Annotated in this window: 14 protein-coding genes and 1 other RNA gene; 7 read left to right on the plus strand and 8 right to left on the minus strand. The window is 37.2% G+C overall.

The window, feature by feature from the left end; translation table 11 throughout:
- Positions 1 to 320: transposase (locus BLP81_RS04360; protein WP_143002810.1), on the plus strand; the 320-nt coding region annotated here is incomplete at its 5' end.
- A 144-nt stretch (positions 321 to 464) separates the two neighbouring features.
- Here BLP81_RS04360 and BLP81_RS04365 read toward each other — a convergent pair.
- From BLP81_RS04365 to BLP81_RS04380, 4 genes are all read right to left on the minus strand, one after another.
- Positions 465 to 1,826 carry a tetratricopeptide repeat protein gene (locus BLP81_RS04365; RefSeq protein ID WP_093366173.1) on the minus strand — a complete coding sequence of 454 codons (1,362 nt, stop codon included), beginning with the start codon at positions 1,824 to 1,826 and terminating at the stop codon, positions 465 to 467.
- A 79-nt stretch (positions 1,827 to 1,905) separates the two neighbouring features.
- Positions 1,906 to 3,102, minus strand: coding sequence for an aspartate aminotransferase family protein (locus tag BLP81_RS04370; protein ID WP_093366175.1), 1,197 nt, complete (start codon positions 3,100 to 3,102; stop codon positions 1,906 to 1,908).
- Positions 3,092 to 4,819 carry an OstA-like protein gene (locus BLP81_RS04375; protein ID WP_093366177.1) on the minus strand — a complete coding sequence of 576 codons (1,728 nt, stop codon included), beginning with the start codon at positions 4,817 to 4,819 and terminating at the stop codon, positions 3,092 to 3,094. Before BLP81_RS04375 ends, BLP81_RS04370 begins: the two co-directional genes overlap by 11 nt.
- Before the next feature lie 92 nt (positions 4,820 to 4,911).
- Positions 4,912 to 6,489, minus strand: a complete 1,578-nt coding sequence (locus tag BLP81_RS04380) for an NADP-dependent glyceraldehyde-3-phosphate dehydrogenase (RefSeq protein WP_093366179.1) — start codon at positions 6,487 to 6,489, stop codon at positions 4,912 to 4,914.
- Between the two features lie 170 nt (positions 6,490 to 6,659).
- Here BLP81_RS04380 and BLP81_RS04385 point away from each other — a divergent pair, with 170 nt between their 5' ends.
- The 3 genes from BLP81_RS04385 to BLP81_RS04395 are packed head-to-tail and all read left to right on the plus strand — an operon-like array spanning position 6,660 to position 12,564.
- On the plus strand, positions 6,660 to 7,040 hold the full coding sequence (locus tag BLP81_RS04385) for a hypothetical protein (RefSeq protein ID WP_093366181.1): 381 nt from the start codon (positions 6,660 to 6,662) through the stop codon (positions 7,038 to 7,040).
- 51 nt (positions 7,041 to 7,091) lie between these two features.
- Positions 7,092 to 11,417 carry a CusA/CzcA family heavy metal efflux RND transporter gene (locus BLP81_RS04390; protein ID WP_093366183.1) on the plus strand — a complete coding sequence of 1,442 codons (4,326 nt, stop codon included), beginning with the start codon at positions 7,092 to 7,094 and terminating at the stop codon, positions 11,415 to 11,417.
- A 4-nt stretch (positions 11,418 to 11,421) separates the two neighbouring features.
- Positions 11,422 to 12,564 carry an efflux RND transporter periplasmic adaptor subunit gene (locus BLP81_RS04395; protein WP_093366185.1) on the plus strand — a complete coding sequence of 381 codons (1,143 nt, stop codon included), beginning with the start codon at positions 11,422 to 11,424 and terminating at the stop codon, positions 12,562 to 12,564.
- Positions 12,565 to 12,666: 102 nt separating this feature from the next.
- Here BLP81_RS04395 and BLP81_RS04400 read toward each other — a convergent pair whose 3' ends face one another.
- The 4 genes from BLP81_RS04400 to BLP81_RS04415 are packed head-to-tail and all read right to left on the minus strand — an operon-like array spanning position 12,667 to position 17,906.
- The gene (locus BLP81_RS04400) at positions 12,667 to 13,938 is read right to left on the minus strand and encodes an adenylosuccinate synthase (RefSeq protein ID WP_093366187.1); all 1,272 of its coding nucleotides are present in this window, start codon (positions 13,936 to 13,938) and stop codon (positions 12,667 to 12,669) included.
- A gap of 3 nt (positions 13,939 to 13,941) precedes the next feature.
- Positions 13,942 to 14,403: a Fur family transcriptional regulator gene (locus BLP81_RS04405; protein WP_093366189.1), complete on the minus strand. Its 462-nt coding sequence runs from the start codon at positions 14,401 to 14,403 to the stop codon at positions 13,942 to 13,944.
- Between the two features lie 18 nt (positions 14,404 to 14,421).
- A complete protein-coding gene (locus BLP81_RS04410) occupies positions 14,422 to 16,641 on the minus strand; it encodes a RelA/SpoT family protein (RefSeq protein WP_093366191.1) in 2,220 nt (739 codons plus the stop codon).
- Positions 16,642 to 16,667: 26 nt separating this feature from the next.
- On the minus strand, positions 16,668 to 17,906 hold the full coding sequence (locus BLP81_RS04415) for a M48 family metallopeptidase (protein ID WP_093366194.1): 1,239 nt from the start codon (positions 17,904 to 17,906) through the stop codon (positions 16,668 to 16,670).
- A 145-nt stretch (positions 17,907 to 18,051) separates the two neighbouring features.
- On the opposite strand from BLP81_RS04415, the gene BLP81_RS04420 reads away from it, so the two are divergent.
- The 3 genes from BLP81_RS04420 to ssrS all read left to right on the plus strand — a co-directional run bounded on the left by BLP81_RS04420 (position 18,052) and on the right by ssrS (position 18,802).
- Positions 18,052 to 18,342, plus strand: a complete 291-nt coding sequence (locus tag BLP81_RS04420; protein ID WP_093366196.1) for a hypothetical protein — start codon at positions 18,052 to 18,054, stop codon at positions 18,340 to 18,342.
- Position 18,343: 1 nt separating this feature from the next.
- Positions 18,344 to 18,637, plus strand: a complete 294-nt coding sequence (locus BLP81_RS04425) for a cell division protein ZapA (RefSeq protein WP_093366198.1) — start codon at positions 18,344 to 18,346, stop codon at positions 18,635 to 18,637.
- A gap of 51 nt (positions 18,638 to 18,688) precedes the next feature.
- A non-coding RNA gene (gene ssrS / locus BLP81_RS04430) (6S RNA) lies at positions 18,689 to 18,802 on the plus strand.
- Positions 18,803 to 18,837 lie beyond the last annotated feature (35 nt).

Raw genomic sequence — 18,837 nt, forward strand, 5'->3', positions numbered from 1 at the left:
CAGGTAATTTTAATAAGTTTGATAATCCAAGAAAATTTAGCTGCCACTGTGGTTTAGCTCCTTTTCCATACCAGTCGGGAAGCAGTATTAAAGGAAAAACCAAGACTCATTTTCTGAGAGATAAATCTTTAAAATCTATTTTGACAAAGGGAGCTATCACAGCTGCACAGCATGATCCTCAGCTAAAGGCATATTACAATCGTAAGATTAAAGATGGAAAACATCACATGAGTGTAATAAACGCCATCGCTAATAAACTCGTTTTAAGAATATTTGCTGTTGCAAAAAGAGATGAACCTTTTGTGAAATTATCGGCTTAAAAATTTGTTTTTAACTTAGAATGCTCGACCTGACATCAATGGGACTTTATCAAACCTTAAACTCGTTTGACTAAGCACCGATCGAACTCGAAAAGATTATATATTCACTATAAATTAATTAGAGTAAACCCTCAGAATGAAAGCCTATCCCAGCTTAAAATCTGGAAATAAGTCTTTCATCACAAAGCTATAATTTGGATCCAGAAACATGGCTTTTTCGAAATGGTCTTTTGAATCTTCTAGTTCTCCCAATTCGAAATAAATACCTGCATACCTGTATTCTAATTCTGCAAAATGAGAGAAAAAGTCTTCAGCATGTTTTAAAGTTTGCAAAGCATCCTTAAAATGTTTCAACTGAATGAGAATATCTATGCGTGTAATCCAAGTTTCTAACTCATAATTACCCAACTCCAAACTCTTTTTGAAACCAAATGCAGAATCATGAATGTTATCTAACTCCAGATTGATGATGGCAAAATGTTTCCAATACAAGACGTTTTCTTCGTCTATATGTATAGCTTTATTAATATAATAAAGCGCCATTTTGTAATCTTTGATTTTGACATGGTAATCGGAAAGCGCCAGCCAGACTTTATCTAAAAGCGGATCTTCGTGTAAGGCTTTTTTATAGTGCTTCAAGGCTTTTTCAGGGTCATTGAGTTTCAGAAAACACTTTCCAATCCTAAGATATGCGAAAGCTGTCGGATCATCTATTTGAAGCGTCAGTGTATAACACTCAATGGCTTCTTTGTAACGTTTCAGGCGTTCCAGGACTTTACCTTTTTCAAGATAGGCCCCAATAAAATAATCGTCGGAAATAATCGCATAATCGAAAGCTTCCAAGGCTTTCTCATAGTGTTTTTGCTCAAAATACAATTTCCCCAGCTGATGCCAGGCCACCTCACAGTAGGGCTGACGATCCAGGAAGTTTTTGATGAACTGAACCGCTTCATCAGTTTGGTTCAGAAAATCAAAACAGTATATGATATTGTAAAGGGCGGTATAATCGTTTTCATCATTCTCCAGACACTGAATATAACTCTCTTTTGCATTTTCGAAGTCTTCCAGAAACAGGTACTCCATACCCATGATGCTATGGATTTCTATCAGGTCATCAGCAAAATTCAAAGCTTCTTTCAAGACTTCAATGGCCTGCAAATGCAAATCCTGCTTGGAATATATATTGGCTATAAGAATATAAATCTCTTCATTGTTCGGTTCCAATGACTTGAGATTTTCAAGCAGATCCATAGCTTTTTCAAACTTATCCTCAAAGGTGTAAAGTTCAGCTTTCATCAACAGCAAATTCACCGATTTTGGATGCTGTTCCAGGGCGAGTTTTAAGGCCTTTTTAGCCAAAGCCAGACGCCCACTATCGATATAATGACCGATGATGTTTTCAAATTCTGCAGCATCAAAAAACAAGACCTCATTGGTCTTAAGCATCATTTCAAATTTCTCTATAGGAAAATCGAAGTCATCGTGATGAGAGGATCCTAATTGCATATAAAATGATTTAAATTTAGGGTAAGATAAGCGTCTTTTTTCAATAGAGACTTAGATTTTTAAAAATGTTATCCACAAGTTATTCACCGCTTGAAGAATTGACATACGAATTCAGTACATCAATTATAATGCCACAGCCCATCTCAATTTCTTCTTCCGAAATGGTTAAGGGAGGCGAAATCCTTACAGCTTTTTTTTCATACAAAAGCCAAAATAAAATGAGGCCTTTTTCTTTGGATTCCAGCACCAGGTGATTGGCCACATCTTCAGACTGAAGCACTGGCGCAAGCATTAACCCCTTCCCTCTCACTTCTGAAATTAGTTCATGCTGAAGTAATTTTCTAAATAGCAATTCTTTCTGTTCAATCTGCTCAATGATTGGAGTGCTTGTCAAAACTTCCAAAGTAGCCTGACAGGCTGCTGCAATGACCGGGTTTCCGCCAAAGGTGGTAATGTGACCCAGCTTGGGTTTATCACTCAGTAAGCTCATCAGGGCTTTAGAGGCCGTAAAAGCTCCGACAGGCAGGCCTGAAGCCATGGCTTTTCCAATCACTAAAATATCGGGGACCACTTCAAAATGTTCAAAGCCAAATAACTTGCCTGTTCTTCCAAATCCAGGCTGAATCTCGTCCAGAATCAACAAAGCGCCGACCTCTTCACATCTTTGCTTCACTTTTTTTAAATAATCATTGGTTGGTAATATAAACCCCGCACCCCCCTGAATGGTTTCCAGGATGACAGCCGCTGTAGTTTTGGTTATGACATCGAGACAGGTGTCCTTATTAAATTGAATATGAGTAATATCTCCTACCAAAGGGCGAAAGGGCGCTATGCGTTCTTCATAATCCATCAGGCTTAAAGCACCGTAAGAGTTTCCGTGATAGCAATTTCTGGCGGCAATAATCTGACTTCTGCCTGTAGCTCTTCTGGCTAGTTTCATAGCTCCGTCAATAGCCTCGGTTCCGCTGTTTACAAGATACGTCTGAGACAAGGGTTCAGGTAAATGTTTGGCCAGTAATTTAGTAAACTCCACGGCAGGTGACTGTATATACTCTCCATACACCATGACATGCATATACTTGTCGAGCTGGTTTTTTATAGCTTCAATTACCTTTGGATGCCTGTGTCCCAATCCACAGGCAGAGACTCCTGCAACAAAGTCCAGATGACGCTTCCCATCGGTCGTAAAAATAAAGGACCCTTCCGCATAGCTCACTTCCATACCCAGTGGATGCGGTGTCGTCTGCGCCTGATAGTCTAAAAAATCACTCTTCATCGCTTGGTGGTATGGCTTTTAATTTCTTTAATAACTGAGGGGTTTTGGGCTTTTTGTTTTTGTTTTCTTTGAGTTTAACCTCTTTTTTCGTCGATTTTAAATTTGATTCCTTTAAAGTTGAATTCAGATTTAAGTCTCGCATTCCTTCAAAAAAATCATCGTAAATTTCAGGATCTTTCAGACCTTGAATTATTGGTAACTCAAGACTGTCTCGTCCCTTGAATAAATCTGATTTAGAAATTAATCTTTCTTCGCCTCGCCAATTAAACCCTTTCAGTTTTTTTTCATTTTCGGGAAATTCGGAGCTTGGGTAAGTATTGGAATCTACATTGGTATAATAGTAAAGATCCGTGATTTCCTGATCTTCAAGCAATATTTTTATCCGTGCTGAGAGTGACTTATTTATCCCCATCAGATCTGTGGTCTCATCTCTTAAGTAGAACAGTGATTCTGTATTTTTGAGAACATCCACCTCGTAAATCTCATTGTTTTTTAAAAGACCATATAACTCTTTCCCTTTGATTTGATTGAAGCCTTCGATGGAATCTTTCTTGATCATAAAGGCATTATAAAACACTTTTAGCGAATCTAATTCTTCCGTTTCAGTGTTGCTTATCAAAAAAATAGTATCTCCTGTAATCTGACTTTCACCAGACCATAATACAGGATCACCAATTAATTTGGTAATTCCTGTACGTTCGCTACTATGAATAGAATCTGACTTTCCACTCAAATCGGACTTGTATATTCTCGCATCATAAAAAGCTCTGATTTGCCTTTGATCCACTTTTCCGGTAACCATGAGCGTATCACTCGCAATAAAAACAGAATCGTTTTCTTGCTTCATGGAAGCTAAAGGATTTTCAGTGATAAAAAGTGAATCTTTCATTCTGAACACTTCAGCATAATGCCCTGTGATGACCGACTGATTGATGGTGTCGGTAACTTTGATGTTGTTGCTGGCCGAAGCAAAGCCAGAAGGCCTGTCAAAAAAGATACTATCGCCTTCGAGTTTTCGATTTTCATAATCGATTTTGGAGTTTTTGACAAAAAACCCGTTATCATTTCGGGTATCATAAAAACCTCGCTCACAATACACCACACTGGTTTCACTTGTAATGGTAGAAGGCCCATACAAATAGGCATGCCCCTGCTCTGAATAAAAATCCAAATAATCGGAATCGATATCATACTCAGGATTTCTCACTTTGACATTTTGTCTGAAAGAAATCTTCTCCTGATTCATGAAATACCTTCCTTTCACACTGGTAATAGTAGATGCAGAGTCCTGTACTTTTCCCCCACTCCTATAGAATGCCTCTTGTTTGACTCTGTTAAAAAACAAAGAGTCTGTGGTCAGTTTATTGCTCGGTGTCGTCAAAACGACATCATCGCTGGCAAAGGCAAATTGCGTTTCTCCATTATACTCCGCATACTTACTGGTCATGTTGACGGTATCCCCTTGTTTCATACGAACATTGCCGAATGCTCTAAAAAAATCATCGGTTTGGTAAAATATAGCCCTGTCACACCAGACCTGTATGCCTTCATGAATAAAATACACCTGATTTTGAACCTTGGACAAAATAAAAGCATCGGGATAGTTTTCCTGATCCACACGCGTTCTGTCTGCCGTGTAGTCTATTTTTTTACCTTCCTGAGCATAAAGGAAGCTAGTGAAAAGCAAAAAAGAAAGTATGAATGTAAGCTGCTTCAAATCCTATGTATTGAGCTGCAAAATTACGCTTTTATAAAAACAAAAGCAGCGAATGAACGCTGCTTTAAGATTAAAATATACTTATTCTTATTTTACAACAGGTAATCTGTATTTACAAAATTAGACGAGTTGCTTTTTAAAAGCTTTTGAATGATCTCATTGTTCTTAGGATTGTCTTTGGACGCTACAAAGGTTCTTATGGAAAAAGACCTTAAAGCGTCATGAACACTCAAGGTGCCTACAGCAGAATCTTTGCGGCCTGTAAATGGCAAGACATCAGGTCCACGCTGACAGGAACTGTTGAGGTTTACTCGACATACCAGATTAACCAGCACATCAATAAGTGGAGCAAGCGCCTCTACATTATCGCCGAACAAACTCACTTGCTGCCCATAGTTGGATTTTGCGATTTCGTCCAGAAGGGCGTGGATATCCTTAAAAGGTTTGATAGGAATGACCGGACCAAACTGTTCTTCCTGGTATACCCGCATATTTTCAGTCACCGGGTAAAGAACCGCCGGATAGATATAATTATCGCTTGTATGCCCTCCTCTTTCATTCAGAATTTTCGCTCCTTTATCTTTGGCATCATCTATCAATTCCTGAATGTAAGCTGGCTTACCAGGTTCCGGAAGCGGTGTTAGTTTCACACCCTCTTCCCAGGGCTGACCAAATTTCAACTCATCCACGCGCTTCGAAAATCGCTTATTGAATTCATCTTTAATATCTTCATGCACATATACAATTTTTAAAGCTGTACATCGCTGGCCATTATAGGATAATGTTCCGTTGATGCATTCATCAATGGCAAGTTCCAAATCTGCACTGGGGAGAACAATTGCAGGATTTTTGGCTTCCAGACCAAGGATAAGTCGTAGTCTGTTTTTATAAGGATGCTGGTCTTGTAAGGCGATGGCAGATTTAGAATTACCTATCAGCGCTAGTACATCAATTTTTCCTGTCTTCATGATCGGAGCAGCTACTTCTCTTCCCCTTCCATAAATGACATTAATCACTCCAGCTGGAAAGCTTTTTTGAAAGGCTTCAAGTAGAGGAGACAACAATAAAACGCCATGTTTTGCTGGTTTAAAAACCGCCGTATTCCCCATAATTAGGGCAGGAATAAGCAAAGCAAAGGTCTCATTCAACGGATAGTTGTAAGGTCCTAAACATAGCACCACCCCAAGCGGACCTCTTCTGATATGGGCATTAATGCCACCAACTTTCTTAAACCTGGAACTATCCCGGTCTAATTGTTTATAGTCTTCAATAGTATCATAAATGTAGTCTACCGTTCTGTCAAATTCTTTTTCTGAATCTGCCAGCGTTTTACCGATTTCCCACATGAGTAGTTTAACCACTTCATCTCGCTTGGTTTTCATCATCTCCACAAAAGAAGTCATACATGCCAATCTATCTTTTACACGCATAGTTGGCCACTCCCCTTTTCCCTGATCGTAAGCTTTTACTGCAGAATCTAGCACCCCAAGAGCCGTTGGCTCATCCATATGAGGTACGGTTCCCAGTAAAGTTGGTTTGTATTCTTTGGTTGTTGAAATGGTTGAATGTACCTCATCCATTTGCCCTTCCCAAGGAACTAATTGTCCGTTATCTAAATACGTTTTCTGATGAAGTAAAGAGTCAATCACAGAAATATCTGAATTTACCATAATCTTTTAAGAGTTTAGTTATTAATAATTTACAATATAAACAATGACACTATTCATTTTATTAAAACTAATTAAAATGATTTGTTAAGCTTTGATAGGATTAATCAATGAATAATATCTTTAGGTAATATTAAGTTTAAGAAGCAACTAAACTATTATTTTTGTAATCTATGAAAATATTCACTTTATACTTAATCACAAGCATCATTGGTTTCCAATCTCTGACGATAAGTATATCCAATTTCATAAACCTTCCAGACCTTGTTGAGCATTATCAACTTCATAAAACTAAATACAAAAATTCAGTAATCGAATTTTTGAATCTACATTATGGCTCCCAAAAAAAGACACATGAAGATGATCATAAAGACCATGAAAACCTGCCTTTTCAAGAATTACAACTCAATACAGCAAATTTCTTTTTAACACCTTCTGAATACATCAATTTAGGTTTAATAAAACCGTTTGAAAAAATTCGTCATAATTTTAATTATGAGATCGATTTCACTTTTCTGGGTGAAACCGACATTCTTCAACCACCAAAATATTAATAGATTTCCTAAAAATCTAGAATTAATATTTATTCTCATATCTAAAAAAATATGCTATCAAAAATCATTGAATTTAGCTTAAGATCTAAATTTCTAATCATATTATTTGTTTGTGGTATTATAGGTTTTGGAACCTATGCTTTAATGAATGTGCCTATCGGTGCTGTGCCGGATATCACCAATAACCAGGTGCAAGTCATTACGACTTCGCGTAATTTATCGACCAGCGATGTAGAGCAGTTTATTACCTATCCCGTGGAACTGGAAATGGCAAATTTGCCAGGCGTCAAAGAAATACGATCTGTATCAAAATTTGGGCTTTCTGTAGTGACTATTATCTTTGAAGACAGCTATGGGACTTATCTCCCACGGCAATTAATTTCAGAGAAATTAAAATCCGCGGCCAAAAATATACCGTCCAGTTTTGGATCCCCTTTTATGGGTCCTATTACTACTGGATTAGGTGAAATTTATCAATATACACTGGAAACTAAACCTGGCTACGAAGATGAGTATGACGCCAGAGAATTGAGGACTATTCAGGACTGGATTGTCAAACGACAGCTTTCTGGTATTCCTGGGGTGGTTGAAATTAACTCCTGGGGTGGTTATTTAAAGCAATATGAAGTTAGCATCAATACCAAACGCCTTCAAGCCAATCAAGTTAGTTTTTCTGAAGTTTTTCAGGCGCTGGAGGATAACAATTCTGTGGCTGGCGGAAGTTATATCGAAAAAAATGGAGAAGCCTATTTTATTCGGGGAGAAGGTTTAATCTCTAACCTTGAGGATATTAAAAACATTGTGGTCACTACACGTGGCAACCAACCCATTTACATTAAGGATATCGCAGAAGTTGGTTTTGGTCATGCCAGGCGTTTTGGAGCTATAACTGGTAACGGCGAAGGCGAAAAAGTTCTGGGACAGGTTATGATGTTAAAAGGAGCCAATTCTCAAAAAGTTATAAATGCTGTAAAAGAGAGAATAGCTCAAGTTGAAAACACTTTACCAGAAGGGGTCTACATCAATGGTTTTTTGGACAGATCCGAATTAATTGAACGTACAACTTCAACGATTATAGAAAATCTTTTTTTAGGCTTTCTGGTGGTTGCCTTTATTGTTATCCTCATCATTGGAGACTGGAGAGCTGGCTTAGTCATTTCCTCTATTATCCCTTTGAGTTTCCTATGTGCCATCAGTTTAATGTATGTTTTTGGAGTGGATGTCAACTTGATGAGCATGGGAGCTCTAGATTTTGGAATCATTATAGATGGGGCCGTCATTATTGTAGAGTTTGTAGCCTTCAGGATGTGGCAACGGGCCAACGATTTCAGTGGCAAAACCTCTTCCGAAATCAGCAAACTGAAGGATAAAATCACTTTTAAAGGCGCCTCAAAAATGCTTACCTCTGCCATCTTTGGACAAATAATTATCCTGATAGTTTTTATTCCTATTCTATCCTTAAGCGGCGTGGAGGGAAAAATGTTTAGACCTATGGCACTCACCTTTAGTTTTGCACTTATTGGTGCTATGATTTTAGGTTTTACCTGGGTTCCAGTAGCTTGTAGCTTGATTTTAAAACCAAATTCTAAGCCCTTTACATTTTCTACAAAACTTATGGATGGCATAAAGCGTTTATATTTACCTTCTATAAAATGGGCTTTAGACCATACTAAAGTCGTCTTAGTCTCATCTGTAGTATTAATTGCTCTTGGCGTATTTACCTTTACAAAAATGGGAGGCGAATTTGTTCCTACTCTGGATGAAGGAGATTTTGTAATTCAGCCGATTTTAAAAACCGGTAAATCTTTGAGCAGTACTGTAGAACGTACTACTGAAATAGAAAACATTCTATTGGATCAATTTCAAGAAGTAGACCAAGTCGTATCGCGAATTGGTGCTGCGGAAGTTCCAACCGACCCTATGTCTATGCAAGATTCGGATGTCATTGTTATCCTGAAATCAAAATCAGAATGGAGAGAAGGCATGACTAAGACAAAACTAGCTGGTGAAATCGAAAAAGCATTAGCTGTTTTTCCTGGCATGGGATTGCAATTTACTCAGCCTATCGAGATGCGTTTTAACGAGTTAATCACTGGTGTTCGCTCTGATATCGCGATAAAAATATATGGCGAAGACCTCGACATCCTGGCGGAAAAAGGCAATGAAATCAAAGATTTAATCTCTGATGTTGAAGGAGCAGCAGATATTTTTGTAGAAAAAATCATAGGACTGCCCCAACTGGCTGTTCAGTACAAACGCGACAAAATAGCAAGATACGGACTCAGTATTAAGGATGTAAACGCCATTGTTGCAGCAGGTTTTGCCGGAAAATCAACAGGAGTCGTTTTTGAAGGACAAAAACGCTTCGATCTTGTCGTTAGACTTCAGGAAACTCAGCGGCAGGGTATTAGCGATTTGAAAACACTAAGGATAGATACACCCACATCTGGTAAAATCCCCTTGTCTGAAGTTGCAGACATCACTTATGAAGAAGGTCCTGCTCAAATTTCACGTGACCAAACCAAACGGCGCATAGTTGTAGGAGTTAATGTTAGAAACAGTGATTTGGAAACAGTAGTGAGTAAAATTCAGAAGTTAGTCAATGAAAACATTTCATTACCTGTTGGCTATACGATTACCTATGGCGGTCAATTTGAAAATCTCAGAAGTGCCAAAGCAAGATTAAAAATAGCCGTTCCTATTGCTTTACTTCTTATTTATGTTTTACTCTACTTTGCACTCAAAAAGCACAGAGATGCTCTACTCATTTATACAGCCATTCCTTTCTCTGCCGTTGGTGGTGTATTTCTGCTATGGCTCAGAGATATGCCCTTCAGTATTTCTGCTGGGGTTGGTTTTATTGCTCTCTTTGGGATTGCTGTTTTAAATGGAATTATTTTGGTAGAATATTTTAAAGATATTTTGAAAGAACACAATCAGTTGAGTGTGAAGCATATCATTGATGCCACTCAGGATCGCTTAAGAGCCGTATTACTTACAGCGAGTTCTACAGCTTTAGGTTTTCTTCCGATGGCTATTTCAACAGGCGCCGGAGCGGAAGTTCAACGACCTGTCGCAACAGTCATTATTGGTGGTTTAGTCACCTCTACTCTATTAACACTGATTGTTTTACCCGTATTATATGCCGTAACTATAAAAAAATCTAAAGTGAAATTTAAAGGTAAATTAGGTCTTCTGGTACTTTTATTTATGGGGACAAGTTTTTCAGGTTTTGCTCAGGAAAATGAGTTTGAAACTTTAAAGACTAAAATGCTTGAGAACAACAATAAATTAAAATCATCTCAGCTTGTCGCTGAGGGAGCTAAGGCAAGTGAAGGCGAAGCCTTTACTTTCGAAAAAACACAGTTGTTCCAAAATTATGATGAAACGGTGTTTGCACCACCAAATAATACGACTCTTTTTACGGCCTGGGGCGTTTCTCAGGCTATTGATTTTCCAACGGTTTATGGCAGTAAATTGAAACTGAATAAGGTGAAAACTGATTTAGCTGAAACTCAATATAGCATTATTGAGCTAAGGCAAATCAAGGCCTTGCAGCAAAACTATCAGGATTATTTGGCTGCCGTAAATAAACTTTCCATTTACGATAGCATCTACAAGGTCTACTCTGATTTTGCTTACATGGCCAAGAGGAAATTTGAAGAAGGAGAATCCAATTATTTAGAAAAGATAACGGCTGAGTCCAAAACCAATCAAATTCAGCTTGAAATCTTGCAGATAGAGCAAAATATGACAGCGAGTAAAGCTGCTATACAAAGCTTGTTGCAAACCGAAGACTCGTTAATTCTGAAAGGAAATGAACTTATAAAACTAGAACTGGAAAAACCCATAAGCAGTTCTGAAAACCTGAGTTTATCTGCTTTGAAGCAAGATCAAAAAGTATCTGAAAGAAATTCTGCTTTAGCCAAAAATCAGTTGTTACCTGGTATTTCGGCTAGCTATTCGGTGAGGGGTAATTCAGCTCTCGATCAAAATTTTGAAGTTTACCAAATCGGAATTAATATTCCTTTACTATTTTTTGGAGATCGCTCAAAAATAAAATCTGCAGAAATCATTGAACGCGCCAAGCAGGCTGCAGTTGAAGATGCTAGAATTGTTTTGGAGCAACGTCAGACTCAGTTAATCAATCAGCTTTCCGTTCAACAAAAGGCTTTAGATAATTTTGAAAATTATCAACTGAAGGTGGCCAAAGAGATTTTGAAGTCTGCAAAATTGAGTTACAAAGCCGGAGAGATTGACTTTTTCAGATATACTCAAAGTATTGAAAATGCACAGAGAATTCAGCTGGATTATCTTTCAAAATTAAGAGAATATAACCAAAGCATCATCGCTTTGAATTATTTATTATTAAACTAAACTTATGAAACGCTATACATATATTACCTTATTTATCTTCACGTTGACGCTAATGTCTTGTGGAGAAAAACAAGCAAAATCAGAAGAAAAAACAACTGATGATAGTATTGTTGAATTAACACAGGAACAATTTCAGAAAAATGAGCTGACTCTGGGGAAACCAGAGAAAAGAACCTTTTCTGAAGAATTTGAAGTTACTGGAATGGTAGATGTTCCGCCCAAAAACAGATCATCGGTTACCTCTTATTTTGACGGCTATGTGAGTCAAACCCATTTGTTGGTTGGAGATCGAGTTGCAAAAGGAGACTTACTGGTCAAATTAAAAAATCCAGATTTTATAAAAATGCAGCAGAATTATGTGGAGGCTTTAAGTAATCTCGAATATTTAACTTCTGAATTTGAACGCAAAAAAACATTATTTAAAGACCAGATTATTGCTCAAAAAGTGTTTCAGGCTACCAAGAATCAATACCTGCAAGCCAAAGCAAAGCTTGCTTCACTAGCTGAGCAAATACGATTGATGAATCTAGAACCCAAACAAGTGGCTAAGGGAGATTTCACTTCAGAAATTCATATTAAGGCCCCTATAAGTGGGAAGATTTCAAAACTAAATGTAGCCCAGGGAAAATTCATAGGAAAATCCGAAATGATCATGGAACTCCTGGATGTGGACCACATTCATTTGGAACTGGATGTGTTTGAAAAAGATCTTATGAAAATTCAAAAAGGAGATAGTTTAAGGTTTGAGGTCCCGGAAATATCTGAAGAACGGTATTCTGCCTATGTGCGTCTTATCGGTGCGGAAATAAATGAAAACAGGAAAGTTAGAATCCACGCGCATCCTTTAGACAGAGGAAACAGTTTTACAGTCGGCATGTTTGTAAATGCCTATTTTGAGGCAGACCGGAAAAAACACTTAGCGCTGCCGGAATCTGCATTTACGGAAGTGGATGAAACCACTTATATTTTAGAATTAACAGAGCAAACTGAAAATAAGTATAGATTCAGGAAAGTCGAAGTAAAATCCACCCCGCCACAGCATGGGTTTAAGCCGATTTTGAATCCAGAGGACATAAACTCCAATTCTAAATACCTAACCAATGGCGTATTTGACCTGATGACCACCGGGAGCGGCGGACATCATTAGCAGCCTTATCCGTGATTTGATTCAGAATTAAACAAAACCATATCAATAATAAAGCCTTCAAATAAACTTGAAGGCTTTGTTATTTTTAATATTAAAAATCTATTATCTCAATATCGTTTCTTTCCGGTCTGGACCGACAGATACGATTTTTATAGGAACCTTCAGTTCGTCTTCAATAAATTTGATGTAATCCTTTAGGGTCTGTGGCAAATTATCAAAATTCGAATGTTTGGAGATATCTTCTTTCCAACCTTTGAATTCCTTATAGATCGGCTCTAAGTTTTCTGCCTCAATATTGTAAGGCAGGTGTTGTATTTCTTTTCCGTTGTAGTTGTAAGCAGTACATACTTTCAAGGTTTTGAAACCGCTTAAAACGTCAGATTTCATCATCATCAATTCTGTCACACCATTGATTTGCACAGCGTATTTCAAAGCTACTAAATCCAACCATCCGCATCGCCTTGGTCGTCCTGTAGTCGCTCCAAACTCATTCCCGACTTTTGCCATTCTGGCTCCATCTGCATCAAATAATTCTGTAGGAAATGGTCCGCTTCCCACACGCGTGGTATAAGCTTTAAATATTCCAAATACTTTTTTTATTTTATTCGGGGCTATTCCTAAACCTGTGCAAGCACCAGCAGCCGTGGTATTGGAAGAAGTGACAAAAGGATAGGTTCCAAAGTCTATATCCAGCAGAGAACCCTGAGCACCTTCAGCCAGAATAGTTTTTTTATCGACTTGAGCCTGGTGAAGATATTCTTCAGAATCGATGAATTTCAAAGATTTTATAGACTCTATAGCCTCGAAAAATTCACTCTCCAGTTCTTTTAAATTGTACTGGACATCCACATTGTAAAACTCAATCAGCGCCTGATGTTTGTTGGCCAATTGTCTATATTTCTCTTTCCAGTTGTCAAACTCGAGGTCTCCTATTCTCAATCCGTTTCTGCCGGTTTTGTCCATATAGGTTGGACCAATACCTTTTAATGTCGAACCTATCTTGGCTTTCCCCTTCGAGGTTTCTGAAGCAGCATCCAAGAGTCGATGTGTTGGAAGAATAATGTGAGCCTTTCTTGAAATCAATAAACTCTTCGTAAAGTCTAGATCAAATTTGGCTAATGCCTGTATTTCTTTTTGAAAAATAACGGGGTCGATGACCACTCCATTCCCTACAATATTTACCGCATCTTTATGAAATATCCCTGAAGGGATCGTGTGTAAAACGTGTTTTATGCCATCAAATTCAAGCGTGTGTCCTGCGTTGGGTCCTCCTTGAAATCTTGCTATGATGTTGTAATCTTTGGTTAAGTAATCAACGATTTTTCCTTTGCCTTCATCTCCCCATTGGAGTCCAAGTAGTAAATCTACTGCCATGTTTTAATCTGTCTTTGGTTGGTTTTTAATTCCGTAGAAATATAATGAGTGTCTATCGATAGAGATATCGAACACCTCTTCTATTGTTTTTTTGATGGATTCTATACGTGGGTCACAAAATTCTATGACTTCACCAGTATCGGTAAGAATAACGTGGTCATGCTGTTTATCGAAGTAGGATTTTTCGTATTGAGCCTGGTTTTTACCAAACTGATGTTTTCTTACCAAACCACAATCCAAAAGTAAGTCTATGGTATTGTATAAGGTCGCTCTACTTACTCTATAGTTTTTGGTCTTCATCTTGATGTACAAAGACTCAATGTCGAAGTGATCATCGCTTTCGTAAATTTCCTGAAGTATAGCGTATCGTTCCGGAGTTTTTCGATGGCCGTTATTCTCTAAAAATTTAGTAAACACATTTTTTACAACAGCTAAATCGTTTTTTAAATTATCTTTATTTACCATAGTTACAAAAATATACTTTTATTCACGCTTAACCTTATCGATCCCATCGATTTTTTCTAATCTTTCCATAAGTTTAGTCAATATGGAGATATTCTTCACTTTCACAACCAATTTTCCTTCAAAAACACCATCATTACTTGAGAAAGCTATATTCAAAATATTGACATTAAGGTTTTTGGAGATTTCATTGGTGATGACACTTACCAAACCGATATCATCTATCCCTGTAAGTCTCATCGCTGCACTAAATTCTTCCTGGGAAGAATCTATCCACTTTGCTTTTAAAATCCTGTACGCATAATTACTTTGAAGTTGAATGGCATTAGGACAATTTTTCTTGTGCACTTTTATACCATCCTTTATCGTTGTAAATCCAAATACTTCATCACCAGGAATAGGATTACAACAGGGCGCTAATTTATAATCCAATTTTTGTTCATCATCCCCAAATACAAGCTGATCATAGTTATTGGAAATATCCTCTTCATCCTGAGAGATATCTTTATCCGGGGAACGTCTGATTTTATTTTTGAAAAACGAGACTAAAGCATTACTCCTTGATGAAGCATAATCTTTGATTTGTTTATTATCTATCGTACCTATTCCAACCCTATAAAATAGATCCAGACTTGTTTTCAGCTTGAAGAAAACAACCATCTCATTCACGGTTCTTTCGTTCAAACTGATACGCTGAGATTTAAGTTTTCGTCTCAAAATCTCTTTACCTTCTGCTGCTATTAGCTTCCTTTTTTCTTTTAGAGCAGATTTTATTTTGGTTCGGGCTCTTGCTGTGGTTGCATAATCCAGCCAGTTTTTGGTTGGCTTGGCATTTGAAGACGTAATGATTTCTACCTGGTCACCACTTTTCAAGACCCGGCTCAAAGCCACAATCTTACCATTCACTTTAGCCCCTCGGGTTTGATAACCGATATCGGTATGTATAGAGAATGCAAAATCCAAAACAGTTGCTCCTTTAGGTAAAGATTTCAAATCGCCTTGGGGGGTGAATACAAAAATCTCTTTGGAATAAAGGTTGAGTTTGAATTGCTCAACGAAATCTACAGCATTCATTTCATTATTTTCCAAAGCTTCCTGAAGCCTATTCAACCACAAATCCAAACCCTGATCATCTTGAACTTCATCTTTATGCTTGTATTTATAATGAGCAGCATAGCCTTTTTCGGCAATCTCATTCATCCGTTCACTGCGAATCTGCACTTCTACCCATTTCCCTTTTGGCCCCATGACAGTGATGTGCAAAGCCTCGTATCCAGTGGTTTTAGGAGAAGAAATCCAATCGCGAAGACGGGTTGGGTTGGGTCTGTAATAATCGGTGACTATGGAATAAATCTTCCAGGCTAGAAATTTTTCATTTTCTGAATTGGACTTATAAATAATCCTTAGAGCAAACTTGTCATAGATTTCATCAAAAGAAATATTTTGATTAACAATCTTCTTCCTGATGGAATAAATAGATTTTGGTCGGCCTTTAACTTCAAAAACGATGTCTTCTTTCTCGAGAGCCTCAGAAATAGTTTTTGAAAAATCCTTGATATATTGATCTTGATCTTCTTTACTCTCCTTTAACTTACCCAGAATATCATTGTAAACTTCGGGCTCTGTATATTTTAAGCTTAGGTCTTCAAGTTCTGTTTTGATATTATAGAGTCCTATTCTGTGAGCCAAAGGCGCATAAATATATAGCGTTTCGCTAGCTATTTTTACCTGTTTATCCGGACGCATAGCGTCCATAGTCTGCATATTGTGTAGTCTATCTGCAATCTTAATGATAATCACCCGTATATCATCGTTGAGAGTGAGCAGCATTTTCCTGAAATTCTCAGCTTGCATAGAGATGTCACCATCTTTCTTTAAGCTTGAAATCTTGGTCAGTCCATCCACAATTCTGGCGACTGCTTCCCCAAACATCTGCTCTATATCAGTGAGCGTATATCGCGTATCTTCTACCACATCGTGCAAAAGTGCAGAAGCTATGGATGTCGCATCAAGTCCTATCTCATGAGCCACAATTTTGGCTACGGCAATAGGATGAAAAATATAAGCTTCTCCGGACTTTCGCCTCTGGTCTTTATGAGCTTCGACAGCAGTTTCAAAAGCTTTACGAATAAGCTTTTTGTCCTTAACGCTTAAGGTCCTGTAACTTATCCGTAAAAGCTCCTTGTATTCTTTGGTAATTTCCCTGCTTTCCTGTTCTAAATAAGCATCTGTAATCTCCATAGACATCTTCTCTTGATAAAATGAAATTACGAATTATTTTTCAAATTTTTCAGCCTTTCTGACAGAGGTGGATGAGAATAATGAAAAAACACATAAGCTGGATGTGGAGTGAGGTTACTCAGGCTTTTCTTAGATAGTTTTTTCAATCCTGAAATCAAATACCGAGCAGAATAGGTTGTTTTTGCAAAATCATCTGCCTGAAATTCAAATTTTCTTGACAGAATATTCGTCAAAATGCCGGTCAGCAGGGAAATTGGCGCATATAAAAAACTAAAAGCGACCAGGCCAATGTGGAAGCTTGGCTTTTCTACCCCTAAAGCATGCGCAAGTAAAGGCTCACTTACAAACAAGGAGAGTAACCATAACGTAAAACCAGTTGTGATAATAGACACAAAAAGATTAATAAGAATATGATTCTTTTTATAATGGCCGACTTCATGCGCCAAAACAGCTACGATTTCTTGTTTGTCTAAATCTTCAATCAATGTATCGTACAGTGTAATTCTCTTCTCACTGCCAAACCCGGAAAAATAAGCGTTGGCTTTTTTACTTCTTTTTGAACCATCAATAACAAAGATGTTTTTTAAATTAAAATTCATTTTGGTAGCATATTTTTCGATTTCAGTTCTTAACTCCCCTTCTTCCAATGGGGTTTGCTTATTAAAAAGCGGAACAAAGAGTTTGGCATAAAACATATTCAGCAGTACTGAAAAAAAGGCAATCAAAATCCAGGTATACCACCAAAAATCGGTTCCAACATATTTATAAAATACCAAAATCAAGCTAAGTATAAGACCACCTAAAACGATAGTGAGTAAAACTGATTTTAACTTGTCTTTCCAGAATAAAGATACTGTAGACGTATTGAAATCGTAACGCTCTTCGATGACAAAGGTGAAGTAATAATCGAAGGGCAAATTGAGTATAAAACTTCCAGCAAATAAAATTCCGAAAAAAAACAAGGACACTAGAATTGAATTATCTGCATAACTATTGGCGATATCATTTACGATCTCAAAACCGTCAACACCAAGAAAAATAAGGATTAAAGCTAAGGAGAATACAGATTGGAGCAATCCGAATTTAAATTTATCCTTTTTGTAATTCTGTGAATTCACGTATTCGGATTCATCGTAAAGCCCCTGTAACTCTTCCGGGGGTTGTGCATCAAATTTGGTGTAATTCAGATAATCTAAAAAACTCTCCAAAAGAAAATTGAAGACAATGAGACCAATGATGAGATAAAAAATTAATTCTGAAGTCATTCCTTATTATTTTGAGCAAATCTAAAGTATGTTTTGCAATTGATTTGCAATATTCATCCTTATTCATTTTTGAATTTTATGAAAAGTAGGTTGTCATATTCATTAATAGATGCTAAATTTGCTTTAAAGCAATGCGAAAGTTGTAATGAGTAAATTGGTGGTAAGCGTTGAATCTTTAGAAGTTAATTTGAAAAAATTAATCTCAAATCATAATACTTTAAAGGTTAAACATAAAAATCTAAAGTCCCAATTTGATTCTACTTCTAAAACTATTTCAGAATTAAATTCAGAAATAGAAAGATTACAGCAAGAAAACAAAACGCTCAAAACAGCTAACGCTATGCTAGGCAGTAACGAGTACAAAAGAGAAACAAAACTCAAAATAAATAGTTTGATTAAAGAAATAGATAATTGCATTATTCAATTGGCAGAATAATATGGCTACAGATAAATTCAAAATAAAATTATCGATTGCAGATAGGGTTTATCCGCTTACCATAAGACCAGAGCAAGAAGAAGGTCTGAGAAAAGCAGCCAAGAGAATCAATGAAGTTATCAAGAAATTTGAGCAGGACTATGCAGTAAGGGATAAACAAGATGTCTTGGCCATGAGTGCCTTACAATTTGCTGCAGAAATCGAACAAAATCAGTTATCTTCGTCTTCAGAATTGAAGCAAGTGGAGGTGAAACTTGGAGAGTTGGATGAAATGCTCAAAAATCAATTAAACTAACGTTCATTACATAAATCGACACTGCCTGTATTAGTCGTACCTTTTTGATAAACTCAACATTTACTATTTAAAAAGGGTGAGTTTCAGTTGCTAAAGCAAGCCGCCACTTATGTGCAGCGGATCCTTGATCAACTGAGTATCCCTAAACCTGTTTACACGGAGTTTTATACAAAACTAGGCTAATACAGGCTTTTTTTATA

This window comes from Psychroflexus sediminis (genome assembly GCF_900099815.1).
GTDB classification, from domain to species: domain Bacteria; phylum Bacteroidota; class Bacteroidia; order Flavobacteriales; family Flavobacteriaceae; genus Psychroflexus; species Psychroflexus sediminis.

Excerpts from the sequence above, each read along its gene's own strand:
- BLP81_RS04365 (WP_093366173.1), bottom strand. The coding sequence starts at position 1,826 with ATGCAATTAGGATCCTCTCATCACGATGACTTCGATTTTCCTATAGAG.
- BLP81_RS04370 (WP_093366175.1), bottom strand. The coding sequence starts at position 3,102 with ATGAAGAGTGATTTTTTAGACTATCAGGCGCAGACGACACCGCATCCA.
- BLP81_RS04380 (WP_093366179.1), bottom strand. The coding sequence starts at position 6,489 with ATGGTAAATTCAGATATTTCTGTGATTGACTCTTTACTTCATCAGAAA.
- BLP81_RS04385 (WP_093366181.1), top strand. The coding sequence starts at position 6,660 with ATGAAAATATTCACTTTATACTTAATCACAAGCATCATTGGTTTCCAA.
- BLP81_RS04390 (WP_093366183.1), top strand. The coding sequence starts at position 7,092 with ATGCTATCAAAAATCATTGAATTTAGCTTAAGATCTAAATTTCTAATC.
- BLP81_RS04395 (WP_093366185.1), top strand. The coding sequence starts at position 11,422 with ATGAAACGCTATACATATATTACCTTATTTATCTTCACGTTGACGCTA.
- BLP81_RS04400 (WP_093366187.1), bottom strand. The coding sequence starts at position 13,938 with ATGGCAGTAGATTTACTACTTGGACTCCAATGGGGAGATGAAGGCAAA.
- BLP81_RS04405 (WP_093366189.1), bottom strand. The coding sequence starts at position 14,403 with ATGGTAAATAAAGATAATTTAAAAAACGATTTAGCTGTTGTAAAAAAT.
- BLP81_RS04410 (WP_093366191.1), bottom strand. The coding sequence starts at position 16,641 with ATGGAGATTACAGATGCTTATTTAGAACAGGAAAGCAGGGAAATTACC.
- BLP81_RS04415 (WP_093366194.1), bottom strand. The coding sequence starts at position 17,906 with ATGACTTCAGAATTAATTTTTTATCTCATCATTGGTCTCATTGTCTTC.
- BLP81_RS04420 (WP_093366196.1), top strand. The coding sequence starts at position 18,052 with ATGAGTAAATTGGTGGTAAGCGTTGAATCTTTAGAAGTTAATTTGAAA.
- BLP81_RS04425 (WP_093366198.1), top strand. The coding sequence starts at position 18,344 with ATGGCTACAGATAAATTCAAAATAAAATTATCGATTGCAGATAGGGTT.